We start from the raw sequence: 20,237 nt of genomic DNA, 5'->3' as shown, positions 1-20,237 counted from the left end.
AAAAAATTAAACAAGTGCAGGTTTTTCATGTCTTCTGTCATTGCAACGACGGCAATTCGCGGCCGCTTCCTCGATATTCAGAATACAGTTGCCCAAGCGCGTGATATTCACGACCAAGTGCGCTATGTAGAAGATGGTTTATTAATTACCCAACACGGGAAAATTCACTGGTTTGGTCCCTGGGAAGAGGGGCGGGCGTATATTCCGGCCGGTGTTTCGGTGCAGCATTATCCCGATCAGCTGATTATACCCGGCTTCATTGATACCCATATTCATTTCCCACAAACCGAAATGGTGGGCGCCTATGGCACCCAGCTGCTGGAATGGCTGAATACCTATACCTTTCCAACCGAAATGCAGTTTGCTGATAAAAGCTATGCTGACAAGATTGCTGCATTTTTTGTGCAGGAACTGCTGAAAAATGGCACCACCACGGCACTGGTGTTCTGTACCGTGCATCCTGAATCTGTCGATGCCCTTTTTGAAGCCGCAGAACAGCACCAGATGCGCCTGATTGCTGGTAAAGTGCTGATGGACCGTCATGCACCCGAGGAACTCTGTGACACGCCAGAACGCGCCTATCAGGAATCTAAAGCACTGATTGAAAAGTGGCATGGAAAAGGCCGTAATTTATATGCGATTACCCCGCGTTTTGCACCGACCTCAACGCCGGCACAACTGGAAAAAGCGCAGCAGCTGAAAGCTGAATATCCGGATGTGTATTTACATACCCATTTAAGTGAAAACAAAAATGAAATTGCCTGGGTCAAAAGCCTGTTCCCGGAGCAAAAAGGCTATTTAGATGTCTATCATCATTATGGGCTGACCGGTTCACGTTCGGTATTTGCGCATTGTGTGCATCTGGAAGAGCAGGAGTGGGACTGTATGCACCAGACCGATTCCGCGATTGCCTTTTGTCCGACCTCCAACCTGTTCCTGGGCAGTGGCCTGTTCCCGATTCATCAGACCTGGCAGAAACAGGTCAAAATGGGCCTGGGCACCGACATCGGGGCAGGGACCTCGTTTAGCCAGCTGCGCACCATTAGCGAAGCCTATAAAGTCCAGCAGCTACTTGAGCAAAACCTGTCGGCCTATGAAGCACTGTATCATGCCACTTTAGGCGGTGCCAAAGCACTGGATCTGGATGACAAGCTCGGCAATTTCAATATCGGTAAAGAAGCGGACTTTATTGTGCTGGATTTAAACGCCACCGCCTTGCAGACCCTGCGCCAGCAGCACAGCAAAGGCCTGGAAGACAGCCTATTTGCGCTCATGACCATGGGCGATGAACGGAATATTCAGGCCACCTATATTTATGGACAATGTGCCTATGTCCGCGACTAAACCTATACGCCGGGCGCAACCGAAATGGCGGGTGGCGCTCACGCTGATTGGTCTGGCCTTATTGCTGAAAAGAGACCACCCGGTCAAAAATGCTGTTTTTTTAGACAGCAAAGAGGATGCATCTGACCGCAAGATGTATTAAAATTAAGGCATATTTTGGGGTGTTGCAGGTCAACACCTTTTTTATTTTTTGCTCTTTTAGGGATCTACCCATGACCGTTGATATGAAAGTATTGATTTCTGCTGAAGAAATTCATGCGAAAGTTCAAGAACTTGGTAAACAGATTAATGCGCATTATGCCAATAGCGACAAGGAGCTGGTGTTAATCGGTTTACTGCGCGGTTCTGTGCTGTTTATGGCCGATTTATGCCGGACCATTGAAAAACCGCATGAACTGGACTTTATGACCGTTTCAAGTTATGGCGGCAGTACTGTGTCTTCGCGTGATGTAAAAATCCTGAAAGACCTCGACGGCGAAATTCGTGGCAAAGATGTGCTGGTGGTAGAAGATATTATCGACTCTGGCAATACCCTGAGCAAAGTACTGGAAATTTTACAAACCCGTGAACCAAACTCGATTGAGCTGTGCACGCTGGTCAGCAAACCGTCACGCCGTGAAATTGAACTGGAAGTTAAATTCCTGGGCTTTGAAGTGGAAGACAAATTTATTGTTGGCTATGGCCTCGACTATAACCAGAAATATCGCCATATCCCGTTTATTGGTGAAATCGGTCTGTAAGCAACCGCAAAAGAAAGTGGCGTTCAGCCACTTTTTTTACGACAAAGCGGACAAAAAAGCTACAATCTGTAGCAGGACTCTACTGTTTGTCCTCTCAAAAATCCTGAAAAATAAATCAAATAGCAACAACTCAACTTGATAAACCATAACAAGAAGGAGACAGGAGATGTGGACACTTATTGTGGCTATCGTGATTGGTTTTATTGCAGGTCTTATTGCCCGTGCCATCCATCCAGGTGATGATAAAGCAGGCTTTATTATGACCACCTTACTCGGGATCGCCGGTTCACTGTTGGCCACTTACGGCGGTCGCTTCCTCGGTCTGTATGATGAAAACTCAGCTGCCGGCTTTATTGCCTCGGTGATTGGTGCGCTGATTATTCTGTTTATCTATAACATGATTTCCAAACGCTCACATCGCGTTTAAATCAATAAAAAAGCACCGTTCATTCGCCGGTGCTTTTTTATGGTCTAAAATCTGACTTTTAACAATCTGAGCTTAGAGTCCAAATTCCTTGAAAATCTGCTCGATCTGCGCAGCAGGGTAGGCGCCCATCACCTTAAAACCATTCGAGAAAATAATGGCCGGTGTGCCGTTTAATCCCAAGCTTTTCGCCAGTTTCAGATTACGCTGAATCGGATTGGCACAGGGCTGGCTCGCACGCGGGCTAAGACCTTTGGCAATCAGGTCTTCCCAGGCCTGGGCCGGATTGGCTTCACAATACACCTGCTGCGAAGGGCGTACCGATTGTGCCTTTAACGGTAAAATAAAGGTGTAAATGGTGACATCATTGAGTTTTTTCAGCTCTACTTCCAGCTGTTTGCAATACGGGCAATTTGGGTCAGAAAAGATGGCCAGCTGACGTTTACCCGTCCCTCGAACCGTTTTTAAAGCATCTTGTAGCGGCAGTTTTTTCCAGTCGATGCTGTTTTGTTGTACCAGCAGCGCTTTGGTCAAATTCTGCTGGTCACTTAAACGGATCATGGAACCGGCCAGAATATGCTTGGCATCTTCATTCAGATACACCACCTGACCCTGCATCGAACCGCTATAAATCCCGCGCATTTCAGTGGCCTGAATATTCTGGATATCCAAGTTTGGATGCTGCTGCTTTAAATTGGCTTTGACGGTGTCGACATTGGCCAGTGCCAGCGTTGAGCTCATCGCGAGCGCGGCCAGCAAGAATGCATGTTTAAACATAGTGAAATCTTGTCTTTATCAATCCTTGCCCGATTCTAATCTTAAATCGGGACAAAGATTCCACTTTTATCAGAGAAATTTACCGAATCACTACAGCATCGACAACGACGTTTCACGTGGAACATAAACCGGATGAATCGAGTTAATTTCAATTGAGACATGCACAATTTCCTCATGCACTGACAGGGCCGTGCGGATTTGATCGGCATTTAATTCATCTTCAGTTTCTACGGCCAGAATACAGGAAAACTTGTCACAGCCAACTTTCCAGACATGCAGATCGGTGATGTTGACTGTTCCTGGCAGCTCGGCAATCACCTCGCGAATTTCTTCCACCACCGGATGATCCATTTCGGCATCCAGCAAGGTGCGTCCAGTTTCCTGAATCAGGCCCCAGGCCCAGCGCGCCACCAGAATCGAACCCACAATACCCAGTACCGCATCAAGAAAATCCCAGCCCCAGAACTTGCCGGCAATTAAGGCTACAATCGCAAAAATGGAGGTCACAGCATCGGCCACCACATGCATAAACGCAGCTTTCTGGTTTAAATCATATGCTCCCGCTGTATGTGTATGCGCATGTCCATGCCCCGACTCATGGTGATGGTGATGGTGATGGTGATGGTGATGGTGATGGTGATGGTGATGGTGACCATCATCATGCAGTAACCAGGCACAAATCAAGTTGACCAATAGGCCTAAAATCGCAATCGGAATGGCTTCGTTATAATGAATATTAACCGAGAAAAATAAGCGTTCTACCGAATGAAACGCCATAAAACCGGCCACTACCAGCAATAAAATCGCACTACTATAACCGGCCAGAATCTCAATTTTCCAGGTACCAAAGCTAAAACGGGCATCCTGGGCATAATGACGCGCCGCCCGATAAGCCACATAGGCCAGCCCCAAAGCCAGCATATGCGAGCTCATATGCCAACCATCGGCCAGAAGTGCCATCGAGTTAAAAATCCAGCCGCCAATAATCTCTAAAAGCATCATGACACCGGTTAATATCGCAGCATATAATATACGCTTCTGGGCCAGTGGATTGCCTTCATCAAACTGATGGTGATGGGTACGGTGAGAAACATGATTTTGCATGGGGAGAATCGTCCAATATACTCCCCCATAGTATATTTGAAATTAAGGTGAAGTGTGGGCCATTTACATACAGATAAAAAAGTTTTAAATCGCATCAAGCGTTTACAAGGTCAGATCAGTGCGGTGGAACAGTCCATCCATGATCCGGAAAAAAGCTGTATCGAAGTATTACAGCAGGTGGCTGCGATTAAAGGCGCGGTTAACGGGCTGATGAATGAGCTGATTGAATCGCATTTGCGCCATCATGTCATTGGCGATGAGGTCGAGGTCAATGAAGTCGAACTGGATGAATTTTTAAAATTGTTAAAACGCTATACCTAAGCCCATCTTTCGATTGACCCACAAAATTCCTGCCTTTACACTGAAACGATCTTTTCTCATATCATGATACCTGAGCCAAAAAGCTGAGGTATTTTTTTATTCTCTCATGTCAAACGCTCAATCGTGGCAGCCGTTTTTAATGGTCAGCCTGGCGCTGTGTATTGGTACCGTTGGAACCGCACTGGCCAGTCCTTTATATCCCTTGTATCAGGAGCTGTGGCAGCTGCTGCCGAGTCATATTACCTATCTGTTTGTGGCCTATATGTTCGGTTGTCTGGCTACGTTACTGTTTCTGGGACGAACCAGTAACCGCTTTGGTTTTGTCCGCAGCTTGCAGGTCGGTATTGCCCTCGTCACGGTTGGACTGATACTGTCAGCCTGGGCACCGACAGCGCTGTATTTGGGCCTCGGCCGCTTTATTATTGGGATTGCTTCGGGACTGATTACCACCTCTGCCATGCTGGGGCTGATGAATGTAGTGCCCGATAGCCATAAACTGCTGGCGCCGCAGCTCAGCTCGATTATTACCGCAATTGGCTTTGGTTTAGGGCCATTTCTGGGCGGTGTGATTGCCCAGTTTGCCGAGCAACCGCTGGTCACGCCTTATCTTCCGGTGATTGTCAGTGCCATTTTCTGTGGGCTGGGCCTGTTCAAGCTAAAACAGCCTGCCTTTGAACAGCAGCCCTTTTCGGTTTATCCCAAATTACAAACCCCGGATGCGCCGTATCAGGCTGCTTTTTTTCTGGTCAGTTTCGCTGCGTTTTGTGCCTTTGCCGGCTTTAGTCTGTTTGCTTCGCTGTCGCCGTCGTTTGTGCAGGATATTTTGCCTTGGCATGGACCACTGGTCAGTGGTGTAGCAATTTCTGCGATTTTAATTATTTCAGCCATCGTCCAGTTTTTTGCCCGTAGTGTACTGCCTGCCACGGCCTTGCGCTGGGGTCTCTATGCGCTGCTCGGCAGCCTGCTTCTGCTGGGACTGTGTATGTCGCTGCAATGGAGCCCGCTGTTCTTTGTCAGTGATGTGCTGGTCGGAATTGGGCATGGCTTGAGCTTATTGGGCGCCTTTGGCCTGATTCACCAGATGAGTCAGCCGCACAACCGCGCTGCAATTATGTCCAGTTATCTGTTTATTGCCTATCTGGGCACCATTGTACCGATTATTGCGGTGGGCTATTTATCAGACCATTTTGGCTTAAGTGTGGGTATTATCAGCTTCTGCATGCTGATTGGGCTGCTTTGCCTCAGCCTGATCTGGCAGCAGCGTAAAGTGCTAACCTTTTAAATTAATACTGTTGAGTCGGGGATGATCAGGCACCCTCGGCCTGATCCTGGGTGCGGACAGACTGCGCTGCCAATCAGATGCTGACCATATCAACATCCACCAGATGATTGAATAGTTTTATTTCTCTGTACCGGGTTGATGTTCCAGCTCTTTCATTAAAAAGTAGTTTAAAAAGGTCCGAATGACCGCAATAATCGCCAGTTTGATCAGGCTGTCCATATCCGGATCGACCGTGGTGGCCAGAATATCTGCGGCCAGCTGAAACTCCAGCGCAGTGGCCAGCCAATTGCCAAAACAATAGCGCGCACTGCGGCCGGATTTTAGCTGAACCAGCACCATTAAGGTTTTGACCAGACCAATCACCACACAGACCACCGAGATAAACTCGAGCAACAGCTGCAGCACACTCACTAAAGCAACCAGTGACTCACGTAAATCAACCACCTCCAGCATGCCACACCTCCGGCAGTGTTTTTGTTGAACTGCATTCAGGATTTTATTGGAACAACTTGTAGGTTATTCACTCATCATAGCCTGAATATCGGGCAATAGAAGGGCGGATGGTGGGATATAGGCTAGCCCATACAATGTGACAGGCTGTTCCCTTAGAGTATACGAAACCCTTTAGGCTGAAATGACGAGATTGCCTGATAAAAAGCAATAAAAAAGCACCAGGTGGCTAACACCTGATGCTTTTAAATGCATAGCAAGCTCAGAGCGTACTACGCTTATTTTCCAATACAGAAAGTATTTATTATTAAAAATAATAATTAAAACAAATACTTATTGAAAATACATTATTTTAGTGACTAATAAGTGACTATATTTGAATTTTTATAAAAAAAGGCTTCAATCAATGAAGCCTTTTTTTATATCAATTTAAAAATTGAATGCTAATCTTTCTACACTTTCCGGCATATAGCTTGTTAAAGCAGGTTGCTTTACTAAACCTAATAATTCGTAGACTTGTCCACCAATTCCTGGAATCACTTCACCACTATTTTTATCTTTTTGTGAATCTTTTGCAAAATACACAAAATGAAATTTTGATGAAATTTCAAATGGAAACTCTTTAATTAAAGATTTTTCCGAATTTTTATGAATAACAGGGGACACAATAAAAATTTGCTTTGCATTTTTAATTTGGTTCAGCATAGCAATTAAATTGGTCCGCACTACGCAACTACCAGACATTACAGATTTAACAATGATTACATTATCAGCTTGCTCGAATCCAGGTTCAATAAATTTGTGAACAATAGGAGCAACGCTATCTTTAGATGGCAGCTGATAATGATTATTCCAAAAAACTGCAAGTTTGTTAGCAATCTGATTTTGATTCAATACAGATTTAACACCAGCTTGTAAAAAATCAGCATCTTCAGCTGTAGAAATCACCAGACATTTGTTCGATTGTCTTAATTTTGGCACTAAAGACTCAGCTAATAACTTACCTAACTCTTCCATATGCACACGATAATCACTTGGATTGTTTTTTGAATCCAATAAACCTTGCAAATGATCTTTTGCTAAACTATTAGCAATATTGCTGTAAGTACGTTCGTTCATGCCCATTCTAAGCTCCTCCTGAAGGAGAAGAATCTAGAGATGTGTCCATATCATCTAACTCACGACTGGTTAAAGACATAAATAACATCGCTAAATCTTTAGTAGTAGTTATTTCCTGAATTACTGATTCAGAAACTTGTAGGATTAAATCTAACGAAGCAGAGACTTCAATGCCTGATGCTGCATATAAATATATCCTATTAGATTGTAATCTATAAGTTAGTTTATTAGAAGATGCTGTTACAATTTGTTTAATCCAATCAGGTATTTCCCGATGAAAATTATCTGTCTTTCGAAACTTTACAAATGGATTCGGTGATGCATTTGAACAAGCTTGTTCAAATATACTTTTAATATCCTGTGCACTCGTACCTTGCAAAACCCCTAAAATCAACTTTGCAGCGTAATCAACTTGCGAGGGCTCATCAGTTTCGATTAACTCAGCAATATATGTCTTTAATTTTGTCTGATCTAAAAGTTCAACCAAGGTTTTACAATAAGGAAAGAAAATACATGTATTTAATTTTCTTAATCTTACTGGCACTTTTTTTAAATTATTAGTTTTTTTCTTCTCACAAGATACTAATAAATAATTTCGCGATTCACCAATATTATGAAATTTAGTGTCTAAAATAGTTTGTCTTTTGCATCTGGTCGTTATTTCACTACTCCAATCAGCAGCCGAACCAGAAGAATTTTTGGCTTGAAAATTATGTTTAATTGAATTTTCTAAATCCCAATAACAAATATCATCAATAAAAGCTAACTCTTGACAGCTCAACAAATGTTTTTGATGGTCGATGTCTTGAGAGGCTAACTCAAATGCTTTAAACAATTGAAAGAAATTTTCATAATCTCTCCCTTTTTTATTATTGGTTCCCCCAATATGAATTTTCTTTAAGTTTGAAAGTACCTTTTTCCCAAGTTCTTTCTCTACAAACAATTCAATACTACTCAAGATAAAAATTCCTATTTATAGCAATAGTCCACCTGTGTAAAATATATACTAATTTTAGAATTATCAAACGATTATTTAGATTACAATTTAGATAAAAGATATTTGTATTAAGTTTTAGCATTCAATGAATAATTCTCTCTTACTATTTTCCTTATAACGTCCACTTTCTCTAGTCTCTTCTAATTTTTTTTAAAGCCCATAATGATAGGTAAGTTTAGAATTTTTTATAAGCTTCACTACTTATACGCTATGAAATCATTTTTTAAATTTGGAAGGCTTTGTTGCACAAAGATTTCATAACTATATGATTTTAAAAATTTTGATTTTTTTGATCCAAAATTAAATTTATGTAAATCAGATGCTTACATATTTATGCAACAAAGCCATCTGAAATTACTTTCCAATACAGAAAGAACCGAAAATTTTACCCAACAGATCATCGGCACTAAAATCTCCGGTAATTTCACCTAGGGCATTTTGCGCCAGACGCAGGGATTCAGCCACCAGCTCACCGGCATGATAATCTACCAGCTGCTCGCGCGCTTCGGCCAGATAGTACTGGGTGCGCTTCATTGCGTCTAAATGACGAGTTCGGGCAATGAAGGTATCTTCTTCCGGCTGGAAGCCTGCATGGGCTGTAATCGCATCTATGAGCGATTGAACACCGGTTTCCTGCTTGGCCGACACGGTAATATGACGAAAACCCTGATAATCACCAATAACGGCTTCAGCACCAGTCAAATCTGCTTTATTACCAATCAGCATCAGACGTTTGGGTTCCAGATGATCGGCAAAATATTCCTGGGCCAATTGCAGCGGATCTTCACCCTGACTCAGGTCATACACCAGCAGCAATAAATCGGCCTGTTCAATTTCTTTAATCGCGCGGCGGATGCCTTCTTTTTCCACCACATCACCGGTTTCCCGTAAACCGGCGGTATCGGTCAGGGTAATCGGCAAGCCATTTAAGGTGATTTTTTCATGCAGCACATCACGGGTGGTACCAGCAATATCGGTCACAATCGCCCGTTCAATCCCGGCTAAAGCATTCAGTAAAGATGATTTTCCGGCATTCGGTTTACCGGCAATCACCACCTGCAAGCCTTCGCGCAATAATTGTCCCTGACGTGCCGATTGCTGTACCGCGGTGACTGAGCTGGCAACATCATCCAGTAGGGCCAGAATTTTACCATCGGCCAGAAAATCAATTTCTTCTTCCGGAAAATCAATCGCTGCTTCCACATGCAAACGCAGATGAATCAGTTTTTCTAAAACCGTATTGACCTTGGTTGAAAATGCGCCTTGCAGGGAGCGTACCGCTGAACGTGCTGCAGCCTGCGAGGTCGCGTCAATCAGGTCGGCAATCGCTTCGGCCTGTACCAGATCAAGCTTACCATTTTCAAAGGCGCGCATGGAAAATTCACCCGCTTTGGCTGCGGTCGCGCCGAGTTCCAGTAAACGTGCCAGCAGGGCATTTTGAATGACCGGGCCACCATGACCTTGCAGTTCCACCACATCTTCACCGGTAAAGGAGTTCGGATTGGGGAAACAAATCACCAAACCTTCATCCATCACTTCACCGCTAGCCTCATAAAACTGACGGAAGCCGGCAAAACGGGCTTTCGGCAGCTGCTTTTGGGTTAAGGCTTCAGCAATAGCATAGGATTTGGGACCAGACAGGCGAATTACCCCCACACCGCCACGCCCGGGTGGAGTGGCAATCGCAGCAATTGTTGTGGTTTGGGTCAGCATAAATTCACCTGTCGCAATGCTTAAAGTCGGGCCAAAAAAAATCCGCCTAAGAGTATCATCTTAAGCGGATTTATTCAGCTCGTCAGTACAACTTAGTTGACTGGGGTCGCTTCATCACGTTTGGCACGGTCTTTCTCAACAGATTTGTTGATCAGGCCTTGCTGCAAGATGGTGATCAGGTTGTTGACAATCCAGTACAACACCAGACCCGCCGGGAAGAACAGCAGGAACACAGTAAAGATCACTGGCATAATGCGGAAGACTTTAGCCTGCATAGGATCGGTCGGCTGCGGGTTCAGCATTTGCTGGATATACATGGTCGCACCCATGATCAGCGGCAAGATAAACCAAGGGTCCATTGCCGATAAATCCTGAATCCAGAGTAACCATGGCGCATGACGCAGCTCTACAGATTCCATCAGTACCCAGTACAGGGCCAGGAAGATTGGCATTTGCAGTAACAGCGGTAAACAGCCGGCCAGCGGATTGACCTGTTCACGTTTGTACAGGGCCATCATCTCTTGCGAGAAGCGCATCCGGTCTTCACCGAACTCTTCTTTCATGCGCTGCATTTCAGGTGCAATCACACGCATTTTCGCCATAGAACGGTAGCTCTTCGACGATAATGGCCACAGAATCAGCTTCACCAGAATGGTCAACAGAATAATTGCCCAGCCCCAGTTACCCACTAAGCCGTGGAAGAATTCCAAGCCTACAAACAGCAGTTTGGCAATTGGCCATAACCAGCCATAATCCACAGTCTGATTCAGACCAGTGGCCAGATCTTTCAGCTCTGACTGGATTTTTGGACCGCTATAGAAGGTCGCATCGACTTCTGCCACTGTACCCGCCGGTACATTAATGGTTGGCGAAGTAAAGCCGATAATATTCATATTATCGCCTGATTTACGCGATTCCAGCTTGGCGCTATACGGTTGGCCATCGGCCTGGGTCAGTTTCAGGTTACCCGGCACCCATGCACTCACGAAGTAGTGCTGTACCACCGCAACCCAGCCGCCAGTCGCTTCAACATTCAGTTTTTCTTCAGTGAAGTTGTCGAATTTCAGCTTGTTGTAGTGTTCATCCGGTGTCCCCCAGGCGCCGCCCAGGAAGGTACCCAAAGTGAAAATGCCCTGGTCCGATTTACCCGGATCATCCGAGTTATCGCGTTTGATCTGACCAAACATTTGACCTTGCCAGTTCTGGCCACTGCGGTTTACCACTTTGTGGTTGACCACAATCGGATATTCGCCTTGCTTGAAGCTGAAGGTCTTGATAATTTCTACACCGTCAGCAGTTTTGTACACCATTGGTACATTTAACACTTTCACCGCTTCACCGTCCTGATTCTGAACGGCTTTGGCATCTTCCAGGCTATAGCTTAATTTTTCAACTTCATAGTTTGGACGACCATTACGGCTGCTGTCTGGTCCATTCAGACCAATCAGGCCTGACTGAGCGACATAGGTACGTTTGTCATCGCTTTCAAGCATTACAAACGGTGCATCACTGTCTTTATTTTTGTCATGATTGAGTAATTCAACACGAACAATATCACCACCTTTTGGATTGATCCAAAGATGATAAAGGTCAGTTTGTACTGAAATAAGCTGCTGACTTACAGGTGCAGTGGCATCTGTGGTTTGAGTCTGCTGCGCTGAAATATTTGCCTGCGGTACATCAGAAGCTGCTGTAGCGGTTTGGCCATTTGGCAAATCTGCAGACACTTCATGTGAAACCACCGCAGCCTGTTGCTGTGGTTGGGTTTCAGCATTTCCATAATCTTTTTGCCAAGCCAAAATGAGCAAATAAGCGACAACAAACATGGCCCCGAGAATTGCAATCCTGGCCCATTGTTGCATATCTATTACCCCAAGTGGTTAGAGTGATTTTGGTTCAATAAACGTTCACGAAAGGGTACAGCAATGTGACCCGTTTGAGAATCTATTTGCTGAAATGAAATAAAACGAATTGCTTTGGCCGGTACAGGGTCATAGCCCGAACCACCCCACGGATGACAACGACAGATACGTCTAGTCGCCAGCCACACACCACGTCCGGCCCCATGGATCTGGACTGCTTCCAGGGCATATTGAGAACAGGTTGGAATATAGCGACAACGTGGTCCAAGAAGCGGACTAATCGCAATCTGATAGAAACGAATCAACCAATGCAGTAAACGTACCATTGGTCATCTCTACTGATGTGGGGAGGGAGCTATTTTAGAATGCTTTTTGGCAAGGCGGTGCAATTTCTGCCAAGCAAATTGTAATTGCTGATGTAACTCTGCATTTGGCACTGTTTCAATCCCCATTTTGGGCATCACCACAATATCCAGTACAGCCAATTGCTGTTGATGCAGGCGAAAACTTTCGCGAGCAAGTCGTTTTACTCGATTTCTTTCGTGTGCACGACGCACTTTTTTCTTGGCAACAACAATACCCAAACGGCTGTTCAGCAGTTCGGACGGTTTTGCCAGAAATAAGAAATGGGGTTGATGCACTTTAAAAAGCGCACCATCAAACACATCTTTATAATCGGCAGCACAGCGTATACGAAGCTCTGTGCTGAAGCCATAAAGTGATGTCATAACACCCAAGTCGATGCAGCGTGACTGATTAAACAGTTAAGCTGTGACGACCTTTTGCACGACGGCGAGCTAATACTTGACGACCAGCTTTAGTAGCCATACGAGCACGGAAACCATGAACGCGTTTACGCTTTAATTCAGATGGTTGGAATGTACGTTTCATGTCGAAACTCCAAAAATGATCTTTCTATAAAGGTCCGCGATTTTAGTGCTCATTGCTTGAGCTGTCAATCAAAAACACGGTTTTCCTTTAAATAAGCCTGATTTTTATAAAAGGCCTTAAGTTTATCCAGGAATAGGCAATTGTACATATTCTGGCTTATTCACAAGCTATCCTATTGTTAAAAAATACAAAATAAGTTATAAACAATATTATTCACATAATTATCCACAAGACCATGTGAATAAATTTATTCTCTGCAGGTTTAAATTCGAATTTAAATTTATTTTCAGTTTATCCACATCCGAGCATGCTCTAATATATAAATTCAAATTTATAAATTTAAATTTATTCTTATTAGAGTGGCTTTTTTATGTGGAAAAGCAATTTTTAAATTTAAAAAACATAGACTTTGCATGTGGATAACTGTGTTTTTATATTTTTAATACATTGTGGATAACTTTATGCTATATTTTATCCACAGCTTGCGGATAAACTTATCCACACCAGCTTTTAAATTTAAATTTAGATCTTTATGTTTGTTTTTTGGCTAAATTCGCTCAATTTCTCATGACAGATGTGGATAACTTGGTTAGAATGGCGACCCGCTTGCAGCGGACGAATGCGTTTTAAATTTAAAATGGAATAAATAGGGGTTTTCACATGCTTTGGACGGACTGCTTAAATCGCTTGCGACAAGAGCTCTCTGGGAATGTCTTTACGATGTGGATTCGCCCATTAGTTGCAGAAGAATCAGAAGATACTTTACGTTTATATGCACCGAACCCGTATTGGACCCGCTATATTCAGGAACATCATCTTGAGTTGATCACGATTCTGGCCGAACAACTGTCTGAAGGACGGGTACGTAAAGTTGAAATCCTGGTCGATTCCCGTCCGGGCGCCATTTTATCGGCCAGTGAACAGCCAGCGACCACCACCGCTGCTTTAGAGTCAGCACCGGCACCGGTCAGCCGTCCAAAAAAGGACAAAGAAGAGAGTGGCAGCAAAAACAGCCGCAAGCGTCAGTTAAACCCTTTATTTACCTTTTCTTTATTTGTAGAAGGCCGTTCTAACCAGATGGCGGCAGAAACCTGCCGTAAAGTATTGACCCATCTGGGCGCTTCACAACATAACCCGCTATTTTTATATGGCCCGACCGGTCTGGGTAAAACCCACTTGATGCAGGCAGTGGGGAATGCCTTGTTACAGGCCAAGCCGAATGCCCGGGTCATGTATATGACTGCTGAAAGCTTTGTACATGACTTTGTCAGCTCGCTACAGCAGGGCAAGGTTGAAGAATTCAAGAAAAATTGCCGTTCACTTGATCTGCTCTTGGTTGATGACATTCATTTGCTGGCCGGTAAAGAAGCCAGTCTGGTGGAGTTTTTCTATACCTTTAATGCCTTATTGGATGAATCCAAGCAGATTATTCTGACGTCGGACCGTTATCCAAAAGAACTGACCGAACTGGACCCGCGTCTGGTGTCACGTTTTTCCTGGGGCTTGTCAGTTGGGGTAGAACCGCCCGATATTGAAACCCGGATTGAAATTCTATTAAAGAAAGCCGAAAGCAGTGGCGTCGATTTACCGCGCAACTGTGCCTTGTTTATTGCCCAGCAGGTGGTCGCCAACGTGCGTGAACTGGAAGGCGCCTTAAACAAGGTGGTCGCAATTTCCCGTTTTAAAGGCACCGCGATTGATCTGGATGTGGTGCGTGAATCTCTAAAAGATGTGCTGGCGATTCGTGCGCGTACCATCAGTACCGAAAATATTCAGCGTGTGGTCAGTGAATATTTCCGTATCCCACTCAAAGAATTGGTCGGGCCAAAACGTACCCGGATTTATGCCCGTCCGCGGCAGCTGGCGATGGGGCTGGCCCGTGAACTGACCGGGGACAGTTTCCCTGAAATTGGCATGGCTTTTGGTGGTCGTGACCACAGTACCGTGATGCATGCCTGCGAGAAAGTACAAAGCCTGCGCGAAGAAGATCCAATCTTCAACGAGGACTATAAAAACCTGCAACGCCTGTTGCAAAGTTAGGCCGGTTTGGTCAAATTCTGTTCTTGCAATGCGGCATATTCTGCCGCATAGTACACTGCTAAAAAATTAATTTTTATCTTCATCATCTTCAGTTGTTAGAGGAATGTACCGTGCGTTTAAAAATCGCCAAAGAAAGCTTACTCAATGTTCTATCACATGTTGTAGGAGCGGTTGAACGTCGCCATACGTTAAACATTTTATCTAACGTGAAAGTTCAGGTGACCGAACAGGCGCTGACCATTACCGGTTCCGATCTGGAAGTTGAGCTGGTGGCCAGTACGGTTCTGGCTGAAGGTGCATGTTTACAGGCGGGTGAGACCACAGTGCCGGCACGTAAACTGATGGATATCTGTAAATCTTTGCCGACTGCGGCTTTAATTGACCTGCAGATTACTGAAGATCAGCGCTGTATTTTAAAATCAGGCAACAGCCGTTTCGTGTTGGGCACTTTACCAGCCGAAGATTATCCGTTATTGGCCACTGAAAATACTCAAGGCACACAGGTAGCGGTGACTCAGCGTGAATTAAAACGTTTATTTGAAAAAACTGCCTTTGCCATGGCGGTGCAGGATGTACGTTTCTATTTGACCGGCACCTTGCTGGAAATTGATGAAAACCAGCTGCGCGCTGTGACTACCGATGGCCACCGTTTGGCATTATGTGAAACGGGTGCCTCTTCAAATGCGACACAACCGATTCAGGCAATTGTGCCACGTAAAGCCGTGGGCGAATTACAGCGTTTACTCAGTATTGAAGATGAGCAACTGTCCCTGTTAATTGGTCGTGAATTGTTAAATGTAACCATTTCCGTGCCGAGTCGTGACAAAGAGCAGGGTGATATTACCGTGCGTTTCACCACCAAGTTAATTGATGGTAAATTCCCGGACTACCGCCGTGTGATTCCACGTGGTGGTGATAAGGTGGTGATGATTGCACATGACGTGTTCAAGCAGTCGTTACAGCGTGTGGCGATTTTAAGTAATGAAAAATTACGCGGCGTATTCCTGAACTTTAATGCAGATTCACTACAATTACGCGCCAACAACCCGGAGCAGGATGAAGCGATTGAAGACCTGGCTGTGCAATACAACAATGCACCGCTGGAAATGTCGTTCAATGCTCAATATTTGCTGGATGTATTAGGTGCACTGGATGGTGATGATGTGGCGATGACCATGACCGAAGCCAACCAGTCGGTACTGGTGCAAGACCCAGCGCAGCAAGATCAAACCTATGTTGTGATGCCGATGCGTGTCTAAGCTTGTATGTGATCTGACACGATTATGCATATTACGCGTTTAAATATAGAACGTGTTCGAAACTTAAAAGCGGTTGCACTCGTCGGGTTGCAGCCGTTTAATGTCTTTTATGGTGCCAATGGCTCCGGTAAAACCTCGATTCTGGAAGCCATTCATTTACTAGCCACCGGTCGTTCCTTCCGTACCCATATCCCCAAAAACTATATTCAGCATGATGCCCAAGATGCGATTGTATTTGCCCAGTCGCCCACCGAAAAAATCGGCATGCAAAAACTGCTGTCTGGGGAACAACTGATTAAGGTCAATGGTGATCATATTGCCACCCAGGGGCAGCTGGCCAAACTGCTGCCGCTACAACTGATTGATCCGCAAAGTACTGATATTATCGACCACGGCGCCAAACCGCGCCGGCAGTTGCTGGACTGGATGATGTTCCACGTGGAACCAGAATTTTATCATGCCTGGCAATACTATTCGCGGGCCTTAAAACAGCGTAACAGCTTACTAAAAACCCGGCGTCATTTAAGCCTGGCAGAACTAGAACCGTGGAACCAGATGCTGAGCCAGTATGGTGAAATGCTGCATCTGCAACGCTACAGTATTATCGAGCAGTGGCAGCACTATTTTCAGCAGGATTTACAGCAGTTGTTGCCCGATTTAAATATTCGCCTGGAATACCATCCTGGATTTCATCCGGAACCGGGTTTAATGAGCGATTTGGTCAATCATCATCAGAAAGATGTGGAGCGCCGTTATACCGAATATGGACCGCATCGCGCAGATTTACGTTTAAAAACAGCGACGGGCGATGCCGATGTAGTGCTGTCACGCGGACAAAAAAAGTTATTGATCATGGCTTTAAAACTGTCACAGATTGCAATGCTGCATGCGTGCAATAAGGAAACTGTGGTATTATTAGATGATCTGACAGCAGAATTAGATTTAACCGCACAACGACGTTTAATTGAGCGATTGAGCCAACTTGGTAGTCAAGTTTTTATTACCACCTTAGACCATGAATCAGTGCAGAATCACTTACATGATTTGTCTATTTCCTATCAATTATTCAATGTTGAAAACGGTACTGTTCAAGTTGTTGTGCAATAGTTTTTTATCTTTGGATAGACCAGTTTTTACTAGGGAGAAACCATGAGTTCAGAAGATCAATCTGCCACTCAAACAGAACAAACCAATGAAAAGGCTTATGATTCCTCTAGTATCAAAGTATTACGTGGCCTAGATGCTGTTCGTAAACGCCCGGGCATGTATATCGGTGATACAGATGATGGTACCGGTTTGCACCACATGGTGTTCGAGGTGGTCGATAACGCGATTGACGAAGCGCTGGCCGGCCACTGTGACGAGATTCTAGTTACTATTCACGAAGATGAATCGGTATCTGTGGCCGATAATGGTCGTGGTATTCCAACCGACATTCACCCGGAAGAAGGCGTATCGGCTGCCGAGGTGATTCTGACCATCCTGCACGCCGGCGGTAAGTTCGACGACAACAGTTATAAAGTGTCGGGCGGTCTGCACGGGGTCGGGGTATCAGTGGTAAACGCCCTGTCGAGCAAACTGGAACTGACCATTAAACGTGCCGGTCAGATTCATCAGCAGGAATACCGTCATGGTGATCCGCAATATCCATTAACCGTGGTTGGTGAAACAGAAGAGACCGGAACCATGATCCGTTTCTGGCCAAGTGCTGAAACCTTTAGCCAGACCATTTTTAATGTCGATATTCTGGCGCGCCGTTTACGTGAACTGTCGTTCCTGAATGCCGGTGTACGCATTGTCCTGAAAGATGAACGTATTAACCTGGAACATATCTATGACTATGAAGGTGGTCTGTCTGAGTTTGTGAAATACATTAACGAAGGCAAAAACCATCTGAATGATATTTTCCATTTTACCGTGCAGGCAGAAAATGGCATTGGGGTTGAAGTTGCGTTGCAATGGAATGATTCTTATCAGGAAAATGTGCGCTGCTTTACCAACAATATTCCGCAAAAAGATGGCGGTACCCATTTAGCCGGTTTCCGTGCCGCGTTGACCCGTGGTTTAAACAGCTACATGGAAAACGAAAACCTGCTCAAAAAAGAGAAGGTGGTGGTTTCCGGGGATGACGCACGTGAAGGTTTGACTGCAATTATTTCGGTGAAAGTGCCTGATCCAAAATTCTCTTCACAGACCAAAGAAAAACTGGTGTCGAGTGAAGTGAAACCTGCGGTTGAGCAGGCCATGAATAAATCTTTCTCGGAATATTTACTGGAAAATCCGCAAGCGGCCAAATCGATTGCCGGCAAGATTATTGATGCAGCGCGTGCCCGTGATGCAGCGCGTAAAGCACGTGAAATGACTCGTCGTAAGAGCGCGCTGGATATTGCCGGTTTACCGGGTAAACTGGCCGATTGTCAGGAAAAAGATCCGGCTTTATCTGAACTGTATCTGGTCGAGGGTGACTCTGCGGGTGGTTCAGCCAAGCAAGGCCGTAACCGTAAAATGCAGGCGATTTTACCGCTAAAAGGTAAAATCCTGAACGTGGAACGTGCCCGTTTTGACAAGATGATTTCATCGGCAGAAGTCGGCACCTTGATTACTGCACTGGGCTGCGGAATTGGCCGTGAAGAATATAACCCGGACAAGCTGCGTTATCACAAAATCATCATCATGACCGATGCCGACGTCGATGGTTCGCACATCCGTACCTTGCTGCTGACGTTCTTCTTCCGTCAAATGCCGGAGCTGGTGGAACGTGGTCATATCTATATTGCCCAGCCACCGCTGTACAAGCTGAAAAAAGGCAAGCAGGAACAGTACATTAAAGACAATGAAGCACTGGAAACCTATCTGATTTCCAATGCCATTGATGAACTGGCCCTGCATGTCAGCGCAGATGCACCGGCGATTCGTGGTGAAGCACTGGCTTCGGTGATTGCCGATTATCAGACCTCGCAAAAGAGCCTGAGCCGTTTAACCTTGCGTTATCCAGCCAGTCTGTTAGATGGTTTGTTAGCACAAGAAGCGTTCAAGCTGGATCAGGCACATGATCTGGATTATGTACAGGCCTGGGGTGAGCAGCTGTGTGCCTATATCGCGGCCACTCAAAGCAGTTTACGTCCTGAACTCAGCATCGAAACCTTTGACAAAGAAGATGCAGAAGGACAGAAGTCTGCGATTTACTGGCCACGTATTACCATTTATGTGCATAACCTGCCACATGCCTATTTGCTGGATGCCGGTTTACTTGGTTCAGGTGAGTACGCACGTTTGCTGAAGAACTCGAAGAGCTGGTTTAGCCTGATTGAAGAGGGCGCGTACTTGCAAAAAGGCGAGCGCAAGATTCAGGTTAACAGCTTCCATCAGGTCTGGCAGCATATTCTGCAGGACTCACGTCGCGGCATGATGATCCAGCGCTATAAAGGTCTGGGTGAAATGAATGCCGAGCAGCTTTGGGAAACCACCATGGACCCGGAAAACCGTCATATGCTGCAGGTGACCATTGAAGATGCGATTGAAGCAGACCGGATGTTCTCATGTTTAATGGGTGATGATGTGGAACCACGTCGTGCCTTTATTGAAGAGAATGCCCTGAATGCCGATATTGATGCCTAAGGGCATTATTTAAAAAAAGCGCCTGCGGGCGCTTTTTTGTTGGCACTACGGATTAGGGCGTGAGAATGATTTTGCGGCAATCCTGTTCGCGTTGATCAAAAATACGATAGCCCTCGGCAGCATCGGCCAGTTTCATCGAACCTCTCCGTGGAAACCACCTCTTTTTAGGGCATAGGTATCTACATAATTCCTATGCTTTAGGTTAAATTGAAGAGCATGCTCTTCAATTTAACATCAAAGGCTTAGATCAGCGTCTTGTCAAACGCTACAATAGCCTCGTAAAGCTCAATATGAAT

At 45.1% G+C, this 20,237-nt stretch carries 20 protein-coding genes and 1 pseudogene; 10 read left to right on the top strand and 11 right to left on the bottom strand.

Annotation, left to right across the window (positions count from 1 at the left end; all coding sequences use genetic code 11):
- The first annotated feature begins 27 nt into the window (after positions 1 to 27).
- The 4 genes from guaD to FTT63_RS09835 all read left to right on the top strand — a co-directional run bounded on the left by guaD (position 28) and on the right by FTT63_RS09835 (position 2,511).
- Complete coding sequence (gene guaD / locus FTT63_RS09850; RefSeq protein ID WP_180192218.1) at positions 28 to 1,344, top strand: guanine deaminase; 1,317 nt, start codon at positions 28 to 30, stop codon at positions 1,342 to 1,344.
- Entirely contained in the window at positions 1,331 to 1,486 is a 156-nt protein-coding gene (locus tag FTT63_RS09845; RefSeq protein ID WP_005181085.1) for a hypothetical protein, read from the top strand. The genes guaD and FTT63_RS09845 overlap by 14 nt, the downstream gene beginning before the upstream one ends.
- Positions 1,487 to 1,556: 70 nt before the next feature.
- The gene (gene hpt / locus FTT63_RS09840) at positions 1,557 to 2,084 is read left to right on the top strand and encodes a hypoxanthine phosphoribosyltransferase (RefSeq protein ID WP_168370825.1); all 528 of its coding nucleotides are present in this window, start codon (positions 1,557 to 1,559) and stop codon (positions 2,082 to 2,084) included.
- A 166-nt stretch (positions 2,085 to 2,250) separates the two neighbouring features.
- A complete protein-coding gene (locus FTT63_RS09835) occupies positions 2,251 to 2,511 on the top strand; it encodes a GlsB/YeaQ/YmgE family stress response membrane protein (RefSeq protein WP_005181091.1) in 261 nt (86 codons plus the stop codon).
- Positions 2,512 to 2,583: 72 nt separating this feature from the next.
- Here the strand turns inward: FTT63_RS09835 and FTT63_RS09830 are convergent, their stop codons facing one another.
- On the bottom strand, positions 2,584 to 3,285 hold the full coding sequence (locus tag FTT63_RS09830) for a DsbC family protein (RefSeq protein WP_168370826.1): 702 nt from the start codon (positions 3,283 to 3,285) through the stop codon (positions 2,584 to 2,586).
- 90 nt (positions 3,286 to 3,375) lie between these two features.
- Positions 3,376 to 4,389 (bottom strand): CDF family Co(II)/Ni(II) efflux transporter DmeF, encoded by a 1,014-nt coding sequence (gene dmeF, locus FTT63_RS09825; RefSeq protein WP_180192217.1) that lies wholly within the window; start codon positions 4,387 to 4,389, stop codon positions 3,376 to 3,378.
- 54 nt (positions 4,390 to 4,443) lie between these two features.
- Between dmeF and FTT63_RS09820 the strand changes: the two genes are divergently transcribed.
- On the top strand, positions 4,444 to 4,710 hold the full coding sequence (locus FTT63_RS09820) for a metal/formaldehyde-sensitive transcriptional repressor (RefSeq protein WP_005181098.1): 267 nt from the start codon (positions 4,444 to 4,446) through the stop codon (positions 4,708 to 4,710).
- A gap of 139 nt (positions 4,711 to 4,849) precedes the next feature.
- Entirely contained in the window at positions 4,850 to 5,992 is a 1,143-nt protein-coding gene (locus tag FTT63_RS09815; protein ID WP_104484548.1) for an MFS transporter, read from the top strand.
- 117 nt (positions 5,993 to 6,109) lie between these two features.
- Here FTT63_RS09815 and FTT63_RS09810 read toward each other — a convergent pair whose 3' ends face one another.
- The 8 genes from FTT63_RS09810 to rpmH form a co-directional block, all read right to left on the bottom strand.
- The gene (locus tag FTT63_RS09810; RefSeq protein WP_005181102.1) at positions 6,110 to 6,445 is read right to left on the bottom strand and encodes a DUF1622 domain-containing protein; all 336 of its coding nucleotides are present in this window, start codon (positions 6,443 to 6,445) and stop codon (positions 6,110 to 6,112) included.
- A gap of 426 nt (positions 6,446 to 6,871) precedes the next feature.
- Positions 6,872 to 7,561 (bottom strand): hypothetical protein, encoded by a 690-nt coding sequence (locus FTT63_RS09805; RefSeq protein WP_225876392.1) that lies wholly within the window; start codon positions 7,559 to 7,561, stop codon positions 6,872 to 6,874.
- Between the two features lie 7 nt (positions 7,562 to 7,568).
- Complete coding sequence (locus FTT63_RS09800; RefSeq protein ID WP_104488185.1) at positions 7,569 to 8,519, bottom strand: hypothetical protein; 951 nt, start codon at positions 8,517 to 8,519, stop codon at positions 7,569 to 7,571.
- A 393-nt stretch (positions 8,520 to 8,912) separates the two neighbouring features.
- Positions 8,913 to 10,268 carry a tRNA uridine-5-carboxymethylaminomethyl(34) synthesis GTPase MnmE gene (gene mnmE / locus FTT63_RS09795; protein WP_168382786.1) on the bottom strand — a complete coding sequence of 452 codons (1,356 nt, stop codon included), beginning with the start codon at positions 10,266 to 10,268 and terminating at the stop codon, positions 8,913 to 8,915.
- A gap of 95 nt (positions 10,269 to 10,363) precedes the next feature.
- Positions 10,364 to 12,133 carry a membrane protein insertase YidC gene (gene yidC / locus FTT63_RS09790; protein WP_075168111.1) on the bottom strand — a complete coding sequence of 590 codons (1,770 nt, stop codon included), beginning with the start codon at positions 12,131 to 12,133 and terminating at the stop codon, positions 10,364 to 10,366.
- 5 nt (positions 12,134 to 12,138) lie between these two features.
- Positions 12,139 to 12,459, bottom strand: coding sequence for a membrane protein insertion efficiency factor YidD (gene yidD / locus FTT63_RS09785; protein ID WP_045795963.1), 321 nt, complete (start codon positions 12,457 to 12,459; stop codon positions 12,139 to 12,141).
- Positions 12,460 to 12,468: 9 nt separating this feature from the next.
- Positions 12,469 to 12,861: a ribonuclease P protein component gene (gene rnpA, locus FTT63_RS09780; protein ID WP_005181120.1), complete on the bottom strand. Its 393-nt coding sequence runs from the start codon at positions 12,859 to 12,861 to the stop codon at positions 12,469 to 12,471.
- Positions 12,862 to 12,889: 28 nt separating this feature from the next.
- Entirely contained in the window at positions 12,890 to 13,024 is a 135-nt protein-coding gene (gene rpmH, locus FTT63_RS09775; protein ID WP_000831329.1) for a 50S ribosomal protein L34, read from the bottom strand.
- Between the two features lie 660 nt (positions 13,025 to 13,684).
- Here rpmH and dnaA point away from each other — a divergent pair.
- The 4 genes from dnaA (at position 13,685) to gyrB (ending at position 19,941) form a co-directional block, all read left to right on the top strand.
- Positions 13,685 to 15,064 (top strand): chromosomal replication initiator protein DnaA, encoded by a 1,380-nt coding sequence (gene dnaA / locus FTT63_RS09770; RefSeq protein WP_005181121.1) that lies wholly within the window; start codon positions 13,685 to 13,687, stop codon positions 15,062 to 15,064.
- Positions 15,065 to 15,174: 110 nt separating this feature from the next.
- The gene (gene dnaN, locus FTT63_RS09765; RefSeq protein WP_016659767.1) at positions 15,175 to 16,323 is read left to right on the top strand and encodes a DNA polymerase III subunit beta; all 1,149 of its coding nucleotides are present in this window, start codon (positions 15,175 to 15,177) and stop codon (positions 16,321 to 16,323) included.
- Positions 16,324 to 16,347: 24 nt separating this feature from the next.
- Positions 16,348 to 17,430 (top strand): DNA replication/repair protein RecF, encoded by a 1,083-nt coding sequence (gene recF, locus FTT63_RS09760; RefSeq protein ID WP_005181126.1) that lies wholly within the window; start codon positions 16,348 to 16,350, stop codon positions 17,428 to 17,430.
- Positions 17,431 to 17,472: 42 nt separating this feature from the next.
- Positions 17,473 to 19,941 (top strand): DNA topoisomerase (ATP-hydrolyzing) subunit B, encoded by a 2,469-nt coding sequence (gene gyrB / locus FTT63_RS09755; protein WP_127798989.1) that lies wholly within the window; start codon positions 17,473 to 17,475, stop codon positions 19,939 to 19,941.
- 52 nt (positions 19,942 to 19,993) lie between these two features.
- On the opposite strand, the pseudogene FTT63_RS09750 reads toward gyrB, so the two are convergent.
- Positions 19,994 to 20,077 (bottom strand): annotated as a pseudogene (locus FTT63_RS09750) (glutathione-dependent formaldehyde dehydrogenase); the annotation flags it as partial.
- Positions 20,078 to 20,237: the final 160 nt, after the last annotated feature.

Origin of the sequence: Acinetobacter sp. C15, from assembly GCF_013420645.1 — a bacterium.
Classification (GTDB): Bacteria; Pseudomonadota; Gammaproteobacteria; order Pseudomonadales; family Moraxellaceae; genus Acinetobacter; species Acinetobacter indicus.
Note: the sequence above shows the minus strand (reverse complement) of the source record. Positions and strands in the feature narration are given on the sequence as shown.